The 20,032-nt window shown below is 72.0% G+C and carries 19 protein-coding genes and 1 tRNA gene; 15 read left to right on the top strand and 5 right to left on the bottom strand.

All coding sequences use genetic code 11. The features are described from left to right. Position 1: 1 nt before the first annotated feature. The 4 genes from AOM01_RS02420 (at position 2) to AOM01_RS02405 (ending at position 4,864) form a co-directional block, all read left to right on the top strand. The gene (locus AOM01_RS02420) at positions 2-2,353 is read left to right on the top strand and encodes an AAA family ATPase (RefSeq protein WP_062288375.1); all 2,352 of its coding nucleotides are present in this window, start codon (positions 2-4) and stop codon (positions 2,351-2,353) included. A 58-nt stretch (positions 2,354-2,411) separates the two neighbouring features. Next, positions 2,412-3,146, top strand: a complete 735-nt coding sequence (locus AOM01_RS02415) for an SDR family NAD(P)-dependent oxidoreductase (protein ID WP_062288371.1) — start codon at positions 2,412-2,414, stop codon at positions 3,144-3,146. 197 nt (positions 3,147-3,343) lie between these two features. Next, the gene (locus AOM01_RS02410; protein ID WP_062288369.1) at positions 3,344-4,294 is read left to right on the top strand and encodes an FKBP-type peptidyl-prolyl cis-trans isomerase; all 951 of its coding nucleotides are present in this window, start codon (positions 3,344-3,346) and stop codon (positions 4,292-4,294) included. A 102-nt stretch (positions 4,295-4,396) separates the two neighbouring features. Then, positions 4,397-4,864, top strand: a complete 468-nt coding sequence (locus tag AOM01_RS02405) for a GNAT family N-acetyltransferase (protein ID WP_062288366.1) — start codon at positions 4,397-4,399, stop codon at positions 4,862-4,864. Positions 4,865-4,908: 44 nt separating this feature from the next. Here AOM01_RS02405 and AOM01_RS02400 read toward each other — a convergent pair whose 3' ends face one another. Together AOM01_RS02400 and AOM01_RS02395 are read right to left on the bottom strand one after the other, a co-directional pair. Then, positions 4,909-6,120, bottom strand: coding sequence for an AI-2E family transporter (locus tag AOM01_RS02400; protein ID WP_062288363.1), 1,212 nt, complete (start codon positions 6,118-6,120; stop codon positions 4,909-4,911). Beyond that, the gene (locus tag AOM01_RS02395; RefSeq protein ID WP_062288360.1) at positions 6,117-6,713 is read right to left on the bottom strand and encodes an HdeD family acid-resistance protein; all 597 of its coding nucleotides are present in this window, start codon (positions 6,711-6,713) and stop codon (positions 6,117-6,119) included. Before AOM01_RS02395 ends, AOM01_RS02400 begins: the two co-directional genes overlap by 4 nt. Before the next feature lie 200 nt (positions 6,714-6,913). Here AOM01_RS02395 and AOM01_RS02390 point away from each other — a divergent pair, with 200 nt between their 5' ends. Then, positions 6,914-7,357, top strand: coding sequence for an Lrp/AsnC family transcriptional regulator (locus AOM01_RS02390; RefSeq protein WP_062288357.1), 444 nt, complete (start codon positions 6,914-6,916; stop codon positions 7,355-7,357). 3 nt (positions 7,358-7,360) lie between these two features. Here the strand turns inward: AOM01_RS02390 and AOM01_RS02385 are convergent, their stop codons facing one another. Beyond that, on the bottom strand, positions 7,361-8,878 hold the full coding sequence (locus tag AOM01_RS02385; RefSeq protein WP_062288354.1) for a dolichyl-phosphate-mannose--protein mannosyltransferase: 1,518 nt from the start codon (positions 8,876-8,878) through the stop codon (positions 7,361-7,363). Between the two features lie 74 nt (positions 8,879-8,952). On the opposite strand from AOM01_RS02385, the gene rsmI reads away from it, so the two are divergent. The 7 genes from rsmI (at position 8,953) to AOM01_RS02350 (ending at position 16,046) form a co-directional block, all read left to right on the top strand. Further along, positions 8,953-9,792, top strand: coding sequence for a 16S rRNA (cytidine(1402)-2'-O)-methyltransferase (gene rsmI, locus AOM01_RS02380; RefSeq protein ID WP_062288352.1), 840 nt, complete (start codon positions 8,953-8,955; stop codon positions 9,790-9,792). Continuing rightward, positions 9,789-10,610, top strand: coding sequence for a M15 family metallopeptidase (locus tag AOM01_RS02375; RefSeq protein ID WP_062288349.1), 822 nt, complete (start codon positions 9,789-9,791; stop codon positions 10,608-10,610). The genes rsmI and AOM01_RS02375 overlap by 4 nt, the downstream gene beginning before the upstream one ends. A gap of 58 nt (positions 10,611-10,668) precedes the next feature. Beyond that, positions 10,669-12,456, top strand: a complete 1,788-nt coding sequence (gene metG / locus AOM01_RS02370; RefSeq protein ID WP_062288633.1) for a methionine--tRNA ligase — start codon at positions 10,669-10,671, stop codon at positions 12,454-12,456. 3 nt (positions 12,457-12,459) lie between these two features. Then, the gene (locus AOM01_RS02365; protein ID WP_062288347.1) at positions 12,460-13,308 is read left to right on the top strand and encodes a TatD family hydrolase; all 849 of its coding nucleotides are present in this window, start codon (positions 12,460-12,462) and stop codon (positions 13,306-13,308) included. Positions 13,309-13,432: 124 nt separating this feature from the next. Further along, positions 13,433-14,254, top strand: a complete 822-nt coding sequence (locus AOM01_RS14680; protein WP_228374191.1) for an aggregation-promoting factor C-terminal-like domain-containing protein — start codon at positions 13,433-13,435, stop codon at positions 14,252-14,254. 5 nt (positions 14,255-14,259) lie between these two features. Further along, the gene (gene rsmA / locus AOM01_RS02355) at positions 14,260-15,117 is read left to right on the top strand and encodes a 16S rRNA (adenine(1518)-N(6)/adenine(1519)-N(6))-dimethyltransferase RsmA (protein WP_228374190.1); all 858 of its coding nucleotides are present in this window, start codon (positions 14,260-14,262) and stop codon (positions 15,115-15,117) included. Continuing rightward, positions 15,114-16,046 carry a 4-(cytidine 5'-diphospho)-2-C-methyl-D-erythritol kinase gene (locus AOM01_RS02350; RefSeq protein WP_062288341.1) on the top strand — a complete coding sequence of 311 codons (933 nt, stop codon included), beginning with the start codon at positions 15,114-15,116 and terminating at the stop codon, positions 16,044-16,046. The genes rsmA and AOM01_RS02350 overlap by 4 nt, the downstream gene beginning before the upstream one ends. Before the next feature lie 7 nt (positions 16,047-16,053). On the opposite strand, the gene mscL is transcribed toward AOM01_RS02350, so the two are convergent. Both mscL and AOM01_RS02340 read right to left on the bottom strand, forming a co-directional pair. Beyond that, entirely contained in the window at positions 16,054-16,479 is a 426-nt protein-coding gene (mscL, locus tag AOM01_RS02345; RefSeq protein WP_062288338.1) for a large conductance mechanosensitive channel protein MscL, read from the bottom strand. An 89-nt stretch (positions 16,480-16,568) separates the two neighbouring features. After that, entirely contained in the window at positions 16,569-17,165 is a 597-nt protein-coding gene (locus tag AOM01_RS02340; protein WP_062288335.1) for a TetR/AcrR family transcriptional regulator, read from the bottom strand. Between the two features lie 107 nt (positions 17,166-17,272). Between AOM01_RS02340 and AOM01_RS02335 the strand changes: the two genes are divergently transcribed. From AOM01_RS02335 to AOM01_RS02325, 3 genes are all read left to right on the top strand, one after another. Next, a tRNA-Gln gene (locus tag AOM01_RS02335) sits at positions 17,273-17,344 on the top strand. Positions 17,345-17,454: 110 nt separating this feature from the next. Next, entirely contained in the window at positions 17,455-19,017 is a 1,563-nt protein-coding gene (gene glmU / locus AOM01_RS02330; RefSeq protein WP_082109908.1) for a bifunctional UDP-N-acetylglucosamine diphosphorylase/glucosamine-1-phosphate N-acetyltransferase GlmU, read from the top strand. After that, positions 19,014-19,994: a ribose-phosphate diphosphokinase gene (locus tag AOM01_RS02325; protein ID WP_062288333.1), complete on the top strand. Its 981-nt coding sequence runs from the start codon at positions 19,014-19,016 to the stop codon at positions 19,992-19,994. The genes glmU and AOM01_RS02325 overlap by 4 nt, the downstream gene beginning before the upstream one ends. Positions 19,995-20,032: the final 38 nt, after the last annotated feature.

Genomic DNA, 20,032 nt, shown 5'->3' with positions numbered 1-20,032 from the left:
GATGAGCGAGCAGCGCGCGCGGCGCCCCTGGGAGGGCATCACCCTCACCGAGGACTTCGAGCGCGCCCTCGAGGTCCTCCACGGCGGCGGTCACCTGTTCCTCACGGGTCGCGCGGGGACCGGAAAGTCCACCCTCATCAGGCACTTCCTCGCCACGACCGACCGCACGGCGGTGACGGTCGCCCCCACCGGCATCGCCGCGCTCAACGTCGACGGCTACACCATCCACCGCCTGTTCTCCTTCCCCATGGGCGTGAACGAGGACCAGGTGCGCGGGGCCGGATACTTCCCCGGACGCTTCGCGAGCACGCTCGCGGGACTCGACACCCTCATCGTCGACGAGGCGTCGATGGTCCGCGCCGACCTGTTCGACGCGCTGGTCGCCGCGCTCGAGCGCTTCGGCCCGCAGCCGGGCGAGCCCTTCGGCGGCGTGCAGCTGGTGCTCGTCGGAGATCTGCATCAGCTCCCGCCCGTGGTCCGCGACGACGAGGTCGACTTCTTCGACGAGCGCTACGGCACGCCGTACTTCTTCTCCGCGCGCCGCTTCGACCGCGACCACTTCGCGGTGGTCGAGCTCACCACGGTGTTCCGTCAGCTGGGCGACACGCAGCTGGTCGACATCCTCAACGCGGTGCGCGACGGCGCCCTGCTCGAGGGCGCGAGGGCGGCCCTCAACGCGCGCACCCATCCCGGCTTCGAGCCGCCCCACGACGAGTTCTGGCTCACCCTGGCCACCACCAACCGGATCGTGCGCGCCCGCAACCGCAGCGAGCTCGAGCGCCTGCCGAGCCCGATCCTCACGTACGACGCGCGGGTCTCCGGCGACACGGACGGGTTCGAGACGCCGGCCGAGCCCAGCCTCGACCTCGCCGTCGGGGCGCAGGTGATGCTCCTCAACAACGACCCTGCCGACCGCTGGGTCAACGGCACGCTCGGCCGGGTGCTGGTGCTGCGGCGCGACCAGGACGGCCCCGTCGCCACCGTGGCGCTGCGCGACGGCAGGCAGGTCGACGTCCGTCCCTATACCTGGGACATCACCCGGCCCGTGATGGAGGGCGGGAGCCTGCACCGGCAGGTCGTCGGGTCGTTCACGCAGCTGCCCATGAAGCTCGCGTGGGCCATCACCATCCACAAGGCCCAGGGTCAGACGCTCGACCGCGTGGTGGTCGACCTCACCGGCGGCACGTTCGCCAACGGCCAGCTCTACGTTGCGCTCAGCCGCTGCACGTCGCTCGAGGGCCTGGTGCTGCGCCGCGACGTGCTCCCGCGCGACCTCAAGAGCGACGGCCGGATCCGCCGGTTCCTGGCCGCCGCTCGCGCGAGCACGGGGGACGATGCCCCGGCCGGGTACGTCTACCTCAGCGCCCTCACCGTGGGGTCGGTGGGAGACAGGTACCGGCCGCGGCCCGTCGAGATCGCGGTGGTGACCGACGAGGGCGACGAGGCGACCACCGTGGTCAACCCCACGAGCGACCTCTTCGCCGCGCAGACGGAGTTCGGCCTCTCCACGCGCGACGTGCAGCTCGCGCCCGTGCTCGCCGAGGCGTGGGCGAGCCTGTCGCCCCTCCTCGCCGGCCGGATCCCCGTGGGGGTCGGCATCGACCGGACGCTCGGATGGATCGACTTCGAGCTCAAGCGCAACGGCGTGGTCGAGCCGATGGCGCTCGGCGCGGAGCTGCCCGCGACCGCGTTCGACGCGGGCGAGCGGGTGGGCCTCGAGGCGCCCACGGCGCTCGAGCGAGTGCGCGCGCTCCGTGACGCGGGTGAGCGCTGGATCCGGCGGCACGGGGACGATGCGCTGGCGGCGGGCACGCCGTTCGCCTCCTGGCCGCGTGGCCGGGGCTTCCTCCAGGCGCGGATCGAGACGGGCGGGCCCGAGGTCTTCGTGGTGGGCGGCAACCTCTCCGCGGATGACGACCCGAGCGCGGTGCTCGCGGGGCTGCTGGTCGGGGCGTGGGACCGGGTGGTCGACAAGGACGCGGAGGCGCTCGCGCGCATCCGCGCGGCAGAGCAGCATTTCGGGGTCGACGTGCTTCCCATCGATCTGGTGCTCGACGGGCCGGTGGAGGTCTCCGCGGTGCTGACGCCAGGGGCGCGGGTCTGCTTCACCGGCACGGTCGTGTCGCCCGGGCGGGGTGTGGTGGAGCGTGAGCGCATGATGGCGCTTGCCGAGGACGCCGGGCTGGTGCCGGTGCCGAGCGTGACCAAGACGCGCACCGACGTGCTGGTGGTCGCGGAGCGCGGCACGCAGTCGGGGAAGGCCCGCAAGGCGCTCGAGTGGGGCAAGCCCGTGATCGCGGCCGAGGACTTCTTCGCGTGGGTGGGCGCGCGCGGCGCAATCCCTGGGGCTTGAGCCGCAGCGCGGACCGGGCATGCTTGAGGCACCACCTCACCAGAGAAGGAGCACAGGCATGGCACAGCGCACGGCCGTCATCACCGGAGCGAGCAGCGGGATCGGCGCGGCCAGCGCGCGGGCCCTCGCGGCGGACGGCTGGCATGTGGTCATCGGCGCGCGCCGCGTGGACCGCATCGAGGCGCTCGCGGCGGAGATCGGCGGCACCGCCGTCCCGCTCGACGTGACCGATCAGGAGTCCGTCGACGCCTTCTGCGCCCGGGTCGAGACCTGCGACCTCCTGCTCAACAACGCCGGCGGCGCGTTCGGCACCGCGTCCATCGCGGAGGCCGACGTCGACCAGTGGCAGGCCATGTACGACGTCAACGTGCTCGGCACGCTCCGCGTGACCAAGGCGCTGCTGCCCAAGCTCGTCGCGTCGGGCGACGGTCAGGTCATCACCATCGGCTCGATCGCCGCGCGAGAGCCCTACAAGGGCGGCGGCGGGTACAACGCCGCCAAGCACGCGGTCGCCGCCCTCACCCGGGTCCTCCGCATCGAGCTGCTCGGTCAGCCCGTGCGCGTGTCCGAGATCGACCCCGGCATGGTCGAGACCGAGTTCTCCCTGGTGCGCTTCGACGGCGACGCGGAGAAGGCGGCGAAGGTCTACGAGGGCGTGACGCCCATGACCGCGGAGGACATCGCCGAGGCGGTGCGGTGGGTCGCCTCGCGCCCTACGCACGTCAACATCGATCAGATCCTCATGCTCGCGACCGCGCAGACCTCGGCCCAGACGGTGCACCGCGAGCTCTGAGCGGCCCCATCGGCGCGCACCTCACAGCCACCTCCCAGGAACGGCGGGTACGCTGGCATGGCACTCGCGCGCGAGGTCACGGCCGCATCAGGATGCGGTGGTGCCGGGAAGAAGGCGCGGCTGCCCATCGGTTACCGGGTCGAACCGCGACCCGCGCACGGTCGCGACCATCGCGGCCGATCCTCGTGAGGAGATCCATGAAGAAGAACGCGCTCACCGCCGTCGTGCTCGGCTCCATCGCCGTGCTCGGCCTCGCCGCGTGCAGCCCCGCGTCGGAGACGGGCGCGTCGCCCTCCGCCTCGGCGTCCGCCGCCACCGCGGTCGACCCGACCGCGGACGCGGCGGCGCTGGAGACCATCGAGTGGGCGGACGAGGACGGCGTGCCCGCCCTGACGTTCGACAGCCCGCTCGTGGTGACGGACGTCGCCACGCGCCACATCGCGGACGGCGACGGCGAGGAGATCGAGGACGGCCAAAACGTCACCCTCGACTACGTGGTCTACTCGGGCGCGGACGCGTCGCAGCTGTACTCCACCTATGACGCCGGCACCCCCGAGGTCGTCACGATGACCGACGGCCAGGTGGTCGCGGACCTCTACGACGCGCTCGTCGGCCAGAACGTGGGCACCCAGATCCTCTACGCGTACCCCGACACCTCATCCGAGGACGGCTCCGCGGTCATCATGGCGGTGACGGCCACCAGCGCCGTGACCCCGCTCGAGCGCGCCGAGGGCACCGCGGTGAAGCCCGCGGACGGACTGCCGACCGTCACGCTCGACGACGACGGCAAGCCGTCGATCGACTTCTCCGACGCGGGTAAGAAGCCCTCGGAGATGGTGGTTCAGCCGCTCATCGAGGGCACCGGCGACAAGGTCGCCGAGGGCGACCAGATCACCGTGCACTACACGGGCTGGCTGTGGAACGGCGACCAGTTCGACTCGTCGTGGGACCGCGGCGCGTCGACGTCCTTCACCCTGTCGACCGGCTCGCTGATCGACGGCTGGGTCGAGGGCCTCGCCGGCCAGCGCGTCGGCAGCCAGGTGCTGCTGGTCATCCCGCCGGACCTCGGCTACGGCGACCAGGAGTCGGACACCATCCCGGCGAACTCGACGCTCGTGTTCGTGGTGGACATCCTCGCGGCGAGCTGACCCGCTCCCGCTCATGACGAAGGCCCCGGCGCTGCCGGGGCCTTCGTGTTGTGCTGGTCCGCGGGGGAGCGTCGGCGGACGGCTCGGTGTCAGAATTCACGCATGCCCCTCACCCTCGTCCCGATCCCGGCCTCCCGATTCTCCGCGTGGCAGGCGCGGTGCCAGGCCGAGTACGCCGCGGACCTCGTCGCAGCCGGCGAGCCGCCGAGCGAGGCCGACAGGCATGCGGCGGAGTCCCTCGCCGAGTCGTTCCCGAGCGGTGCCCCCACGGCGCACCATGCCGTGTTCGACCTCGTGCATGAGGTCGACGGCGTCGTCGGCTACCTCTGGATCGGCCCCGACCGATCCGAGGATGAGGCGGCCTGGTGGGTGTGGGACGTCGTGGTCGAGCCTGGGCATCGAGGCAAGGGCTACGGCCGAACGGCGATGCTGCTGGCCGAGGACCATGCCCGCGCCGCGGGTGCCCGGACGCTGGGTCTGAGCGTGTTCGGTCACAACGAGACCGCGAGACGGCTCTACGAGTCCGTCGGATACGACGTCACGACGGTCAAGATGCGCAAGGCGCTCTGACGTCCGGCGGGCGCCCGCGCGGGGCGTCTGCCGACGGCCGTCGCCTAGTCCACGGGTGCCTCGTCGGGGGACGATGCGCCCGACGGCTCGGGCGCCGCGGCGGAGTCCGCGTCGATCTCCACGAGCTCGTAGGTGTGGCCCGAGTTCTTGATGATGGCCGTGATGAGCGCCGCGATCGGCAGCGCCATGAACGCGCCGAGCGGACCCGCGATCGCTCCGCCCGCGAGCGCGCCACCGAACGCGACGGCCCCGTTGAGCTCCATGGTCTGCGACGAGAACCGGGGGCTCAGCCAGTAGTTCTCCGCCTGCTGGTAGACCAGCACCCAGCCGAGCATCACGAGGGCGGGGACCAGGCCCTGCACCGCGAGGATGATCACGATGGGCAGCGCCGCGCCGATGTAGGTGCCGATGAACGGGATGAACTCCGACACGAAGCCCATGAAGAGCGCGAGCGGGATCGCATAGACGAGCGGCAGGCCCACCAGCAGCATCACCACGAATCCGAGGCCGCCGCACACGCCCATGAGCAGCAGGCGCGAGTAGAAGTAGCCGCCGGTCTGCTCGATGGACGTGTCCGCGATCCACGCGAACGTGCGCTGGCGTGCGGGAGGCATGCGTCGCATGAGGGCGTGCATGATCTGCGGCCACTGCGCCGCGATGTAGAACGCGAACGTCGCGACCGTGAAGAGGTCGAAGACCAGCCCGATCCCCGAGGTCACGAAGCCGAGCAGGTTGTCCGCCCAGCCGGCGAGCAGCGACGACAGGTCGGTGAGCGCCGCGTCCGTGCCGGTCGTGTCGATGGGGATGCCCAGCACGTCCTGGCTCCACGTGCTGAGCGAGGTGGTCCATCCGGGCAGGTTCTCGCGCACCGCGTCGGCGAACTGCGCGATCGCCGGGATGAGCACCGCGATCATGAACACCGCGAGCAGCAGGCCCGCAAGGTAGATGAGTCCCACCGCGGCGCCTCGGCGCATCTTGTACCGGCGGTGGAGGTAGGTCACCCCGGGGATCATCGCCAGCGCGATGAACAGCGCGAACACCAGGATCCCGAGCAGGTGACGCATCTGGAAGGCGATCCAGATCGCGAGGGTCACCAGCAGCAGCACACGTACCGCGGTCCACACGGAGCGGCGCACCACCGCGTCGATCCATGGCGGCGCGGGGTGCTCCGCGCGAGCCGCCTCCTCCGCCGCGGCTGCGCGCGCGACGTCCTCCGGCATCGTGGCCGGAGGCGTCGGACGCGGGTCGCCCGTCACCGTTCCACCACGGCGCCGCGGCCGAACGTGAACGCGCGCACCAGACCGACCACGCCGAGCACGGCGAACACGAACGCGGCGATCCACACCAGCACGGTCGCGGTGAGCGCGGGGGAGGCGAGCACCACGGCGCCCGCGAGGATGCCGATGATGCCGTAGGCGATCGCCCAGCCGCGCGAGCGCGCCTTGCCGGACTCCACCAGCACCATGATGCCGTCGATGATCCAGCCGATGCCGATCACCAGGGCGACCACCAGCAGCAGCACCGCGGTCGACGCCTCGAGGTTGCGCAGCGTCACCACGCCGGCGATGAGCATGAGCACACCCATGATGATCGCGAGGGCCCGCAGGCCGCCCGACAGCGCGGAGCCGAGGATGCCCATCGCGATGCGTGCGACGCCCGCGATCGCGAAGTAGATGCCCACGAAGGCGGCGCCGACGGCGAGCGTCTTGCCCGGCCACACCATGAGCGCGATGCCCACGGCGAGCGCGATCGCGCCCAGCACGGCGAACATCACGCGGACCGCGGTGATCGCACGCGCGTTGAGCTCGTGCGGGTCCAGCTCGAACGCGATGGTCCTGGTCTCCTGCATGGCCGCTCCTCTCGTGGCCGCGGCACCCCGCGGCGGCAGCTCTCACGCTACCGGGCGGGCGCCCGTCGCGACGGGAGGGCCGCGCGAGGCCGGTGGAGGCGCGCCCGACGGGATATCGGTGACCGTTTTATTCTCTTGACGGCGAATACGTGCGAGAATGTACCGCCGGCTGCAGGTTGCTTGCGAGGGGGGAGCAGAAAATGTCGCTCGACGACCTGGACCGGCGCATCATCGCCGAGCTACGGAAGGACGGCCGCGCCAGCTACGCCGAGATGGGCGTGCGGATCGGGTTGTCCCCGTCGGCGGTGAAGCGCCGGGTGGATCGGATGGTGGCCGAGGGCTCCATCCAGGGATTCCATGTGCGCCTCGACCCCGAGCTCGACGGCGCGGGAACCGAGGCCTACGTCGAGGTGTTCTGTACCGGCACCGTCGCGCCGGGCGAGCTGCGACGGATCCTCGAGGCCATCCCGACGGTGGTGGAGGCGTTCACCGTGACGGGACAGGCGGACGCGATCGTGCGGCTGCGCGCCGCGACGATGACGGACCTCGAGGCCGCGCTCGAGCACGTGCGGCTCGCACCGCAGGTGGACAAGACGCGCAGCTCGATCGTGCTGTCGCGCCTCATCGAGCAGCGCGAGGCCTGACGCTCAGATCCAGCTGGGCAGCCACATGTGGGCCTGCCAGTACCGGAACGGGATGGGCGTGCCCACCCACAGGGGCAGGAACAGTCCCGACAGGATGAGGATCGCGGCGAGCACGCAGCCCACCCCGATGGTGCCGCGTCGCGACCACCCGCCCTCGAGCTCGTCGGGCTGCGCGATGCGCCGCAGCGCCCACACCAGCGTGAGGACCATGAACGGCATGAACGCGACAGTGTAGAAGGTGAAGATGGTGCGGTACGCGTACGGGAGCCACGGCACCCAGCCGGCCAGCGCGCCGGCGGACACCGACAGCGCGAGGATGTCGCCGCGGCGGATGACGCGCCACACCGCCCATGCGAGAGCCGCGGTGGCGAGCCACCACAGGAACGGGTTGCCGAGCGCGTGGATCGCGCTCACGCAGCGTTCCGCGCCGCAGGCCGCGTCCGGCACGTCCTCGAAGTAGAACGCCGTGGGCCGCCACTGGATCAGCCAGAGGAACGGGTTCGACATGTAGTTGTGTTCGGTGGTGAGGCCGGTGTGGAACGTCCACATCTGCTGGTGGTAGTGCAGCAGCGAGTTGAGGGAGTCGGGCAGCCACGTGACGCCCTCGCCGGGGTGGGTCGCGGCCCAGTCGCGGTCGTAGGAGCCGTCCGTGAGGAACCAGTTGGCCCACGTCGCGACGTACACGACGGGCACGATCACGAGCGTCGCGAGGCCCGCGGGCACCGCCCGCACGAACGCGCCGGCGAACCAGCGCTCGCAGCCGAGCTCGCGACGCGCGACCATGTCCCACACCACGGACACCACCAGCAGCACCGCGGCGAAGTAGAGGCCGTTCCACTTGACCGAGCCGGCGAGCGCGAACGCGACGATCGCCGCGAGGCGCCACCACCGGACCCCGGTGGCCGGGCCGAGGCCCGGGACCGGCGCATCGTCCCCCCACCCCGACTCCGCCCTGACGGCGGCCACACGCGTCTCGAGGCGCGCGCGCGTGCGGTCCCGGTCGACCACGAGCAGCCAGAAGCCGAGCGCGACGAAGAACGCGAGGTAGCCGTCGAGGATCGCGGTGCGGGACAGCACGATGGCCTCGCCGTCGACCGCGACCAGCACACCCGCGACGCCGCCCCACAGGGTCGAGCGGAACAGGCGCCGCGCGGCGAGCGCGACCAGCACCGCGGTGAGGGTGCCGAGCACCGCGCCCACGACGCGCCAGCCGAACGGGTCGTTGCCGAAGATCTCGATGCCGAGCGCGATGAGCAGCTTGCCCACCATGGGGTGCACCACGAAGTCCCCGTCGGTCTGCAGGCCCGACGTGTCGCCTTGCGCGAACGCCGAGTCGTCGCCGGTCCAGTCGCCCTCGTAGCCCAGCTCGGTGAGGGAGTAGGCGCCGCGCGCGTAGAACACCTCGTCGAACACGAGCGCGTGCGGGTCGGACAGGGACGCGAGCCGCAGGATCGCCGCGAGCAGGGCCACGCCCGTCGCCATGAGGGCGCCGCGCCAGCGGTACAGCGTCGCGAGATTCACAGCCGAAGCCTAGCCGCGCAGTGGGCCGGGACTGCCTCGACCCTGCGGTGACGCGCGTGTGTCACAGTGGGGGCATGACTGGACGGATCGTGCTCGCCGCGACGCCCATCGGCAACGTCGGCGACGCGTCCGACCGGCTGCGCGAGGCGCTCACCACGGCGGACGTGATCGCCGCGGAGGACACGCGCCGGCTGCGCGACCTCGCCGGACGGCTCGGGATCCGCATCCAGGCGGAGACCGTCGCGCACCACGACCACAACGAGGGCGCGTCCGCGTCCGCACTGGTCGAGCGTGCCGCGGGCGGCGCGACCATCGTCGTGGTGTCGGACGCCGGCATGCCGGCCGTCTCGGATCCCGGGTTCCGCGTGGTCGAGGCGGCCGCGGCCGCCGGCGTCGACGTCACCGTGCTGCCCGGACCCTCGGCGGCGCTCACGGCGCTCGCGCTCTCGGGCCTGCCCACCGACCGCTTCGCGTTCGAGGGCTTCCTGCCCCGCAAGCCGGGTGAGCGTGCGTCGCGGCTCGACTCGCTCGCGACGGAGGAGCGCACCCTCATCTTCTTCGAGGCGCCGCACCGGCTCGCGGCGACCCTCGCGGCGATGGCGGAGGCCTGGGGCGACGACCGCCGCGCCGCGGTGTCGCGCGAGCTGACCAAGACCTACGAGGAGACGCGCCGCGGACCACTCGCGGGGCTCGCCGCGTGGGCCGCCGAGAAGGAGCCGCGCGGCGAGATCGTCATCACCGTCGCGGGGCGCCCGGCCGAGGCGCTCGGCGTGCCGGCCCTCGTCGAGGAGGTGCTCGCGCGGGTCGCCACCGGAGAGCGGGCGAAGGCGGCGGTGGCGGACGTGGCCGCGACGGCCGGGGTGCCCAGCCGCGAGCTCTACGCCGCGGTGCTCGCCGCGCGGGCCGCGGAGTGACCGCGGCGCCGCCGGTCGCGCGGCGCCGCCTCGCGCCCGCGGTCCTCATCGCGGTGGGCTGCTTCGCGCTCGGGCTCGGCGCGGGCGCGCTGTCGTCGGCGGCGCTCGCGGATGGGGACGCCGCCGCCGAGCCCACGACGTCCGCAGCCGGGGAGGCCGTGCCGCGCGTGACCGCGTCCGGCGCGCCCGATGTGTCCGCGGGGGAGGGCACGGTCCCCGCGGTCGAGGTCACCACCGCGGACATCGACGGCCCCGGCTCGATCACGGTGGTGGTGAACAAGGTGCGCCCGCTTCAGCCCGAGCAGTACGCGCCCGAGGACCTGGTCACGGTCGCCGACGTGCCCGGCGACGCCACCATGCGCGAGGAGGCGGCTGCCGCGATGACCGCGCTGCACGCCGCCGCGGACGCGGAGGGCGCCGGCTTCGCCATCTCGACCGCGTACCGCTCGCACTCCGCTCAGGCGAACCTCTACGCCGCCTACGCCGCGGAGCAGGGCGCGGACGCCGCGGACCGCTTCTCCGCGCGCGCCGGCTACTCCGAGCACCAGACGGGCCTCGCCGCGGACATCCGCGCCGACGGCTGCAACCTCGAGCCGTGCTTCGCGGACACCGCCGCGGGCCGCTACGTCGCGGAGCACGCGTGGGAGCACGGGTTCGTGGTCCGGTACCCGCCGGACAGCGAGGACGTCACGGGCTACATCTACGAGCCGTGGCACCTGCGATACGTCGGGCTCGAGACCGCGGCCGCGATGCACGAGTCCGGGATCGCGACGCTGGAGGAGCACTTCGGGCTCGACCCGGCCCCCGAGTACCGGTAGCGGCACCGCCGCCCGGGGCCAGGAACCGGCGACCCGCGCGAACACTAGGATGGTCGCCATGTCACGCATCCTGTCCGCCGTCGCCTGGCCGTACGCGAACGGCCCCCGTCACATCGGCCACGTGGCCGGATTCGGCGTCCCGTCGGACGTGTTCTCCCGCTACATGCGCCTCGCCGGCAACGACGTCCTCATGGTGTCGGGCACCGACGAGCACGGCACGCCCATCCTGGTGCAGGCCGAGGGCGAGGGCGTGAGCCCCCAGGAGCTCGCGGACCGCTACAACCGCGTGATCGTCGAGGACCTCACCCAGCTGGGTCTGTCCTACGACCTCTTCACCCGCACCACCACGGGCAACCACTACGCCGTCGCGCAGGCCATGTTCAGGGCCGTCCACGCGAACGGCTACATGATCTCGGAGACCACGCGCGGCGCGATCTCCCCGTCGACCGGGCGCACGCTGCCCGACCGCTACATCGAGGGCACCTGCCCCATCTGCGGCTACGACGGCGCGCGCGGCGACCAGTGCGACAACTGCGGCAACCAGCTCGACGCGATCGACCTCAAGAACCCGGTGAGCCGCATCAACGGCGAGACGCCCAAGTTCGTCGAGACCGAGCACTTCTTCCTGGACCTGCCCGCGCTGGTCCAGCCGCTCACCGACTGGCTGGGCGCGCGCCAGGGATGGCGCCCCAACGTCATGAACTTCTCCAAGAACCTCCTGGTCGACGTGCGTCCGCGCGCGATGACCCGCGACATCGACTGGGGCATCCCCGTGCCGCTCGCGGGCTGGGAGGACAACCCCGCCAAGCGCCTCTACGTCTGGTTCGACGCGGTCATCGGGTACCTCTCGGCGAGCATCGAGTGGGCGCGCCGCACCGGCGACGCCGACGCGTGGCGCCAGTGGTGGAACAACCCCGAGGCCCTGTCCTACTACTTCATGGGCAAGGACAACATCACCTTCCACTCGCAGATCTGGCCGGGCGAGCTCATCGCCGCCAACGGCCGCGGCGCGCGCGGGGGCTCGCTGTCCGAGTTCGGCGACCTGCAGCTGCCCACCGAGGTGGTCTCGAGCGAGTTCCTCACCATGGAGTCGGCGAAGTTCTCGAGCTCGCGCGGCCACGTCATCTACGTGCGCGACATGTTGTCGCGCTACCAGCCCGACGCGCTGCGCTACTTCATCGCGGTCGCCGGTCCGGAGACCTCGGACGCGGACTTCACGTGGTCGGAGTTCAAGCGCCGCAACAACGACGAGCTGGTCGCCGGCTGGGGCAACCTGGTCAACCGCACCGCCTCGCTGCTGCACAAGAACGTGGGGTCGATCCCGGAGCTCGGCGAGCTTGCGGACATCGACCGCGCCGCGCTCGCGGCCTCCCAGGCGGCGTTCGACACCGTCGGCGAGCACATCCGCACGCAGCGCCAGCGCGCCGCGATCACCGAGACCATGCGTGTGATCGGCGACGCGAACAAGTACCTCGCGGACACAGCGCCGTGGAAGCTCAAGAACGAGGACCCCGAGCGCATGAAGACGGTGCTCGCGGTCGCCGCGCAGCTGGTCTCCGACGCGAACACGATGATGTCGCCGTTCCTGCCGCACAGCGCGCAGCAGGTGCACGAGGCCCTGGGCGGCACCGGGGTGCTCGCGCCCATGCCGCAGATGAACGAGGTCGACGACCTCGACCTCGCGGATCGCCGCTACCCCGTGATCCAGGGCGACTACCGGTCCGTGGTCGGGTGGGGCCGCTCCGACCTGGTGGCCGGCACCGTGATCCCCGCCCCGTCGCCCATCTTCCAGAAGCTCGACGACGAGGTGGTCGAGGCCGAGCTCGCCCGGATGGCGGACGAGTAGCGGATGCGGTCGGGAGCCTGGCCGGCCGCGCCCGAGGCGCTGCCCGTGGCCGTGGTGGACAACCACTGCCACCTCGAGTTCCCCGCGGGGGAGCCCGAGCTCACGGTGGAGCGGCGCCTCGCGGACGCCGCCGCCGTGGGCGTGGACCGCGTGGTCCAGATCGGGTGCGAGCTCGAGTCCGCGCGCTGGACGGCCGATGCGGTGGAGACCTTCCCGACGATGCTGGGCGGGGTGGCGCTCCATCCCAACGAGGCGCCCCTGCACGCGGACGGCACCCACGAGTCCGGGATCTCCTACGAGGATGCGCTCGCGGAGATCGCCGCGCTCGCGCGGCACGACCGGATCCGGGTGATCGGCGAGACCGGGCTCGACTACTTCCGCACCTCCGAGGAGGGCCGCGACGCGCAGGTGCGGTCCTTCCGCGACCACATGGCGCTCGCGAAGGAGCTGGGCCTGCCGCTGCAGATCCACGACCGCGACGCCCACAAGGACGTGCTCGACGTGCTCGAGCGCGACGGCGCGCCCGACGTCACGGTGTTCCACTGCTTCTCCGGCGACGCCGCGATGGCGCGCGTGGCCGCGCACCGCGGCTACTACCTGTCCTTCGCCGGGACGGTGACGTTCAAGAACGCCGAGGGGCTGCGCGCCGCGCTGGCGGTGACGCCCCTGTCGCACGTGCTCGTCGAGACCGATGCGCCCTTCCTCACGCCCCATCCGCACCGCGGCGCGCCCAACGCCCCGTACCTGGTGCCGTTGACGATGCGCACCGTCGCGGACGTCACGGGCGTGGATCTGGCCTCCGCATGCGAGATCGTTTCAACGACCTCCGAGAACCTCTATGGTCCCTGGTAGATAGCGAAGTGTGGGAAATCCCACAGGACCCTTGACTCAAGTCCGGTTGGACAGCGTCGTTATCAATATGAGACAAAAGTCGTCAGTGAAGCGCGGCCGACCGGTCGCGAGACGAGAGGACCACGTGAGCTATCGACGTTCCAACCCTGTGCCTGGGGGCCGGCGTGAGCGCCGCACCCAGCGCGGCGTGCGGACCCGCGTGCTGACGCAGGTCGGCCTCGGAGTCGCCGTCGCATCGTTCGCCGTCGGCTCCATCGCCGCCGCCGCCGTGCCCGCCCTCACCGACGACCGCGAGGTCACCGCTCAGGCGGACCTCGCCGCCCTCCCCGAGATCGAGACCCAGAAGTCCGACGCCGCCGTCGTGAAGACGGAGACGAAGGAGGTCGCGATCAAGCCCGGCTCCGTCAAGCAGGACGACCCGGAGCTGGAGAAGGGCACCACCGAGGTGGTGACCGAGGGTGAGCCCGGCTCGCAGGTCGTGACGTACGACGTCACCTACGTCGACGGCGTCGAGGTCTCTCGCGTGGAGACGCTCAAGCTGACCGTGGAGCAGCCCACCGACGAGGTCATCGCGGTCGGCACCATGGAGGAGGAGGAGGCCGCGGCGTCGACCTCCGTCCCCGCCACGTCCTCCGTGTCGCCGGGCACCGCCCGCGCGCTGGGCCAGCAGATGGCCGCCGACATGTACGGCTGGACCGGGTCCGAGTGGTCGTGCCTCGACGCGCTGTGGGCCCGCGAGTCCGGCTGGAACCCGAACGCCCACAACCCGTACTCCGGTGCGCACGGCATCCCGCAGGCCCTGCCCGGCTCGAAGATGGCGTCCGCGGGCTCCGACTGGGCGACCAACCCCGCCACGCAGATCGCCTGGGGCCTCGGCTACATCAGCGGCCGCTACGGCACCCCGTGCGGCGCGTGGGGTCACTCCGAGTCCGTGGGCTGGTACTGACCCCGGTGGCGAGCCTCCTGGGTCCCACCGACATCCGCCTACTCGCGCAGTCGCTCGACACCGCGCCCCACAAGAAGTGGGGACAGAACTTCGTGGTCGACGCCGGCACGGTGCGCCGCATCGCGCGCCTGTCCGGCGTCGGACCCGGCGACCGCGTGGTCGAGGTGGGCCCGGGCCTCGGGTCCCTCACTCTCGCGCTGCTCGAGACCGGCGCGGACGTCACCGCCGTCGAGATCGACCCCGTGCTCGCGGGCGCCCTGCCGTCGACCATCGCAGAGCGTGCTCCTGAGGACGCCGACCGCTTCGACGTCATCCACCAGGACGCGCTGCGGGTCGAGGCGCTGCCCTCGCCGCCGCGCGCGCTGGTCGCGAACCTGCCGTACAACGTCTCGGTGCCGGTGATCCTGCACTTCCTCGAGACGTTCCCCACGCTCGAGCGGGTCCTCGTGATGGTGCAGGCCGAGGTGGCCGACCGCCTCGCCGCACCTCCGGGCTCCCGCACCTACGGCGTCCCGTCCGCGAAGGCCGCGTGGTACTGCGCCGTGCGCACGGCGGGCGACGTGGGCCGCGCCGTGTTCTGGCCCGTGCCGCGCGTCGACAGCCGCCTGGTGCTCATGGAGCGGCGCGTGCCGCCGACCACCACCGCGTCCCGCGAGCAGGTGTTCGCGGTGGTCGACGCCGCGTTCTCGCAGCGCCGCAAGGCGCTCAGAGGCGCCCTGTCCGGCATCGCCGGATCCGCCGCCGCGGCCGAGACCGCGCTGCGCACGGCGGGCATCGAGCCGCTCACCCGGGGCGAGCAGCTCACCATCGAGGACTTCTCACTCATCGCCGAGGCCCTCGCCTCTGGCAGTCTGGGGTCATGACCCGCACCGTCCGCGCGAAGGCGCCCGCCAAGGTGAACCTTCAGCTCACCGTCGGGCCACGCCGGGCGGACGGCTACCACCCCCTTGTCACCGTGTTCCAGGCGCTGGACCTGTGGGAGGTGGTGGAGGCCACGCCGCGCACCGACGGCGAGATCACCCTCACGGTCGAGGTCGCCGCCGGGTCGCCGATCGACGCGTCCGGGGTGCCGCTCGATCACACCAACCTGGCGTGGAAGGCGGCCGATCTGCTGGGCCGCACGTTCGGCATCACCGACGGCGTGGACCTGCGCATCCTCAAGGGGGTGCCCACGGCCGGCGGCATGGCCGGAGGGTCGGCCGATGCGGCGGCCGCGCTGGTCGCGTGCGCCGAGGCCTGGGACACGGGCGCCACGCGCGGCGAGCTCGCCGCGATGGCCGCCCGCCTGGGCGCCGACGTCCCGTTCAGCCTGCACGGCCACACCGCGGTGGGCCTGGGCCGCGGCGACGAGCTCACCCCGGCGATGTCGCACGGCGAGTTCCACTGGGTGCTTGCGACGCAGAGCACGGGCCTGTCCACGCCGCTGGTGTTCCAGGAGTACGACCGCCGCATCGACGCCCGCGAGCAGGCCGCCTCCGACTTCGAGATCGACGGCGCGATCATGCGCGCCCTCATGGCCGGCGACGCGGTCGCGCTCGGCCAGTCGCTCCTCAACGACCTCGAGGGGCCGGCGCTGTCGCTCATGCCTCGCCTCGAGGAGGTGCTCGATGCCGCCGAGGCCGCGGAGGCGTGCGGCGCCATCGTGTCCGGGTCCGGCCCCACCGTGGCCGCTCTCGCGCGCTCACGCCAGCACGCACTGGCGATCGCGGCGCACCTCAAGGCCTCGAAGGTGGCCGATGCGGTGGTCACCGCGTCCGGGCCGGCGTCGGGGACGCTGCTGGTCCAGGACTAGGCGCGCCTCAGGCGCGCGGCGTCGCCTTGAGCGCGTCGCGGATCTCGGTGAGCAGCTCGACCTCGGTGGGGGAGACCGGCTCGTCGGGTGCGGGCTCGCCCTTCTTGCGACGCTCGGCGAGCTTGTTGAGCGGCATCACGATGATGAAGTAGATCGCGGCCGCGATGATGAGGAAGTTGATGATCGCGGTGAGGAACGCGCCGATGCTGAGCACCGCGTCATCGCTCACGTCGTCGGGCGTGCCGCCGTTGTTCAGCGTCCATACCCACAGATCGGAGAGGTCGGGCTTCCCGAAGATCGCCGCGATGATCGGGTTGATCACGTTGTCCACCAGCGAGGTCACCACCGCGGTGAAGGCCGCGCCGATGATGATGCCGACCGCGAGGTCGATGACGTTCCCGCGTGTGATGAAGTCCTTGAAGCCCTGGATCACGACCGTTCCCTTCGCCCGTGCGCGCCCGGGGCGGCGCGCCCCGTCAATCTATAACGACGTCCGCCCTGGTGGGGAGACGATGCGCGGGTTCAGTCCTCCGGCAGGTCCGGCCGGCGCTCGAGCGAGGACAGCCCGTTCCAGGCGAGGTTCACCATGTGCGAGGCGACCACCTGCTTCGAGGGCTCGCGCACCTCCGCCCAGTGCTGTCCGGCGAGCGCGACCATGCCGACGAGCATCTGCGAGTACACCGGTGCGACCGCGGGGTCGAGGCCGCGCTTGCGGAACTGCTCGCCCAGCAGTCCCTCGACCTGCGCGGACACGTCGCCGAGCAGGGAGGAGAAGGTGCCAGAGGCCTGCGCGACGGGGGAGTCGCGCACCAGGATGCGGAAGCCGTCGGGCGAGTTCTCGATGTAGCCCAGCAGCGCGAGCGCCGCGCGCTCGACCAGCTGCCGGGGGTGCGCCTTGGTGGCGAGAGCGCCGCTGAGGGCGCCGAGCAGCGCTTCGACCTCGCGGTCGACGATGACGGCGTACATGCCCTCCTTGCCGCCGAAGTGCTCGTAGACCACGGGCTTGGAGACGTCCGCGCGGGAGGCGATCTCCTCGACCGAGGTGCCCTCGAAGCCCTTCTCCGCGAACAGCGCGCGCCCGACGGTGAGCAGCTGCTCGCGGCGCTCGCGCGCGGTCATGCGGGAGCGGGGGCTGCGGCGGGGTTCGACGGTCACGGCTCAAGTGTGCCGCGAATCCTGGCAGACTTGACGCCCGGGTGCGGCGCGCCTCGAGCAGGCCGCCCCGTTCCGCCCTGGTGTAACGGCAGCATGCGGGCCTTTGGAGCCCTGCGGTAGAGGTTCGAATCCTCTGGGCGGAGCGGCCGGCCCGCCCGGGACCACCGCGGGCTTGAGGCCGTTCACCGAACGTTAGACTTGGCAGGACCGACCTTCCTGCCCCCGCCGGGGGACCCCCATGTGAGGAGACCAGGTGACCCCGACTCCACCCGCAGCCGTGATGATTCTGGCCGCAGGGGCGGGTACCCGCATGAGGTCCGCGACGCCCAAGGTGATGCACCGCATCGCGGGCCGCTCGCTCGTCGCCCACGCGCTCGCCGCGGCGGCGGAGCTCGAGCCCGGCCGCACCGTGGTCGTGGTCCGGCACGAGCGCGAGGCCGTCGCGGCCCACGTCTCCGACGTCGCCCCGCATGCGCTGATCGCCGACCAGGACTCCGTCCCGGGCACCGGCAGCGCCGTCCGCTGCGGCCTGTCGACGCTCGACGCCACCACGATCGCGGCTGCCGTGGCCGCGGGCGGCGCGGACCAGGCGCACCTCGACAGCCGCGTCCAGGGCTCGGTGGTCGTCACGAGCGGCGACGTGCCGCTGGTCGACGGCGCGCTGCTCGGCGCGCTCGTCACCGCCCACGAGGACCAGTCCAACGCCGTCACCGTGCTCACCGCCGAGGTGCCGGACGCGACCGGGTACGGGCGCATCGTCCGCGACGCCGCGGGCGCGGTCATCCGGATCGTCGAGCACAAGGACGCCTCCGACGCCGAGCGGGCGATCCGCGAGATCAACGCCGGCATCTACGTGTTCGACGCCGCCGCGCTGCGCGACGCGCTCGCGCACCTCACCACCGACAACGCGCAGGGCGAGCTCTACCTCACGGACGTGCTCGCGCTGGCCCGGGAGGCCGGCGGCCGCGTGGGCGCGCTCGTCGCACCCGAGGCCTCCGCCGTCGAGGGGGTCAACGACCGCGTGCAGCTCGCCGCGGCGGGCGCGGCCCTCAACCGCCGCATCGTCGAGGGATGGATGCGTGCGGGGGTCACCGTGGTCGACCCCGCCACCACCTGGATCGATGCGGACGTCGAGCTCGAGGCGGACGCGACCGTCCTGCCCGGCACGCAGCTCCACGGCGCGACCTATGTCGCCGCCGGCGCCACGGTGGGCCCCGACACGACGCTCACCGACGTCGAGGTGGGCGCGGGCGCCACCGTCACCCGCGTGCACGGCTCGCTCGCGAAGATCGGCCCCGGCGCCACCGTGGGCCCGTTCACGTACCTGCGCCCCGGCACCGTGCTCGGCAAGAAGGGCAAGATCGGCGCGTTCGTCGAGACCAAGAACGCGGAGATCGGCGCGCACTCGAAGGTGCCGCACCTCAGCTACGTCGGGGACGCCACGGTGGGCGAGCACTCGAACGTGGGCGCGGGGTCGATCTTCGTCAACTACGACGGCGTGACCAAGTCGCGGTCCGAGGTGGGCGACCACGTCCGCATCGGCTCGGACAACACGCTGATCGCGCCGGTGCGGATCGGCGATGGCGCGTACACGGGCGCCGGCGCGATCATCCGCCACGATGTGCCCGCGGGAGCGCTCGCGCTCAACGCGGTCGCGCAGCAGGTGGTCGAGGGGTGGGTCGAGCGTCGCCGCCCCGGCACGCCGTCCGCCGAGGCCGCCCGTGCTGCACAGGACGTAGACACCGCCCGCGGACTATCGTCGGGGGCACAGGAGGAGCGCGCGGCTGCCGCCGCCGACCACAAGGGAGAAGCATGAATGCCGTGATCTCGAACCCGAGCGAGCGTCGCCTCGTCCTCGCGGGCGGCCGGGCGCACCCGGAGCTCGCGGAGGCTGTCGCCAAGCACCTCGGGATCGACCTCCTGCCGACCACGGCGTACACGTTCGCGAACGGCGAGCTGTACGTCCGCTTCGGCGAGTCGGTGCGCGGCGCGGACGCGTTCGTGCTCCAGTCGCACGCGGCGCCCATCAACGAGGCGATCATGGAGCAGCTCATCATGGTCGACGCGATGAAGCGTGCCTCGGCCAAGCGCATCACCGTGATCATCCCGAGCTACGGCTACGCGCGCCAGGACAAGAAGCACAAGGGCCGCGAGCCCATCTCGGCGCGCCTCATGGCTGACCTGTTCAAGACCGCCGGTGCGGACCGCGTCATGTCGGTCGACCTGCACACCGCGCAGATCCAGGGCTTCTTCGACGGCCCGGTGGACCACCTGTGGGCGATGCCGATGCTCGCGGACTACGTCAAGAGCCGCACCTCGCCGGGCAACCTCACCATCGTGTCGCCCGACGCCGGCCGCGTCCGCCTCGCGGACCAGTGGTCCGACCACCTGGGCGCGCCGCTCGCGATCATCCACAAGCGCCGTGACCCCTCGGTCCCGAACCAGGTCAAGGTCCATGAGCTCGTCGGTGAGGTCAAGGGACGCACCTGCGTCCTCGTCGACGACATGATCGACACCGGCGGCACCATCGTGCAGGCCGCGGAGGCGCTGTTCGAGAACGGCGCCAAGGACGTCATCGTCGCCTCGACGCACGGCCTGCTCTCGGGTCCCGCGGTCGAGCGCCTGTCGAAGTCCGGCGTCTCCGAGGTGGTCATCACCGACACGCTGCCCATCTCCGAGGAGAAGCAGTTCGACAAGCTCACCATCCTGTCGATCGCGCCGCTCATCGCGCGCGCGGTGCGCGAGGTCTTCGACGACGGCTCGGTCACCTCGCTCTTCGACGGGGGCGTCTGACCGCTCGTTCAGCTCGCGACGGACGGGGTCCGTGCATC

The sequence above is a fragment of the Demequina phytophila genome (genome assembly GCF_000971135.1).
Classification (GTDB): domain Bacteria; phylum Actinomycetota; class Actinomycetes; order Actinomycetales; family Demequinaceae; genus Demequina; species Demequina phytophila.
The sequence above is the reverse complement of the archived record's forward strand: the minus strand, read 5'-3'. Positions and strand labels throughout refer to the sequence as shown.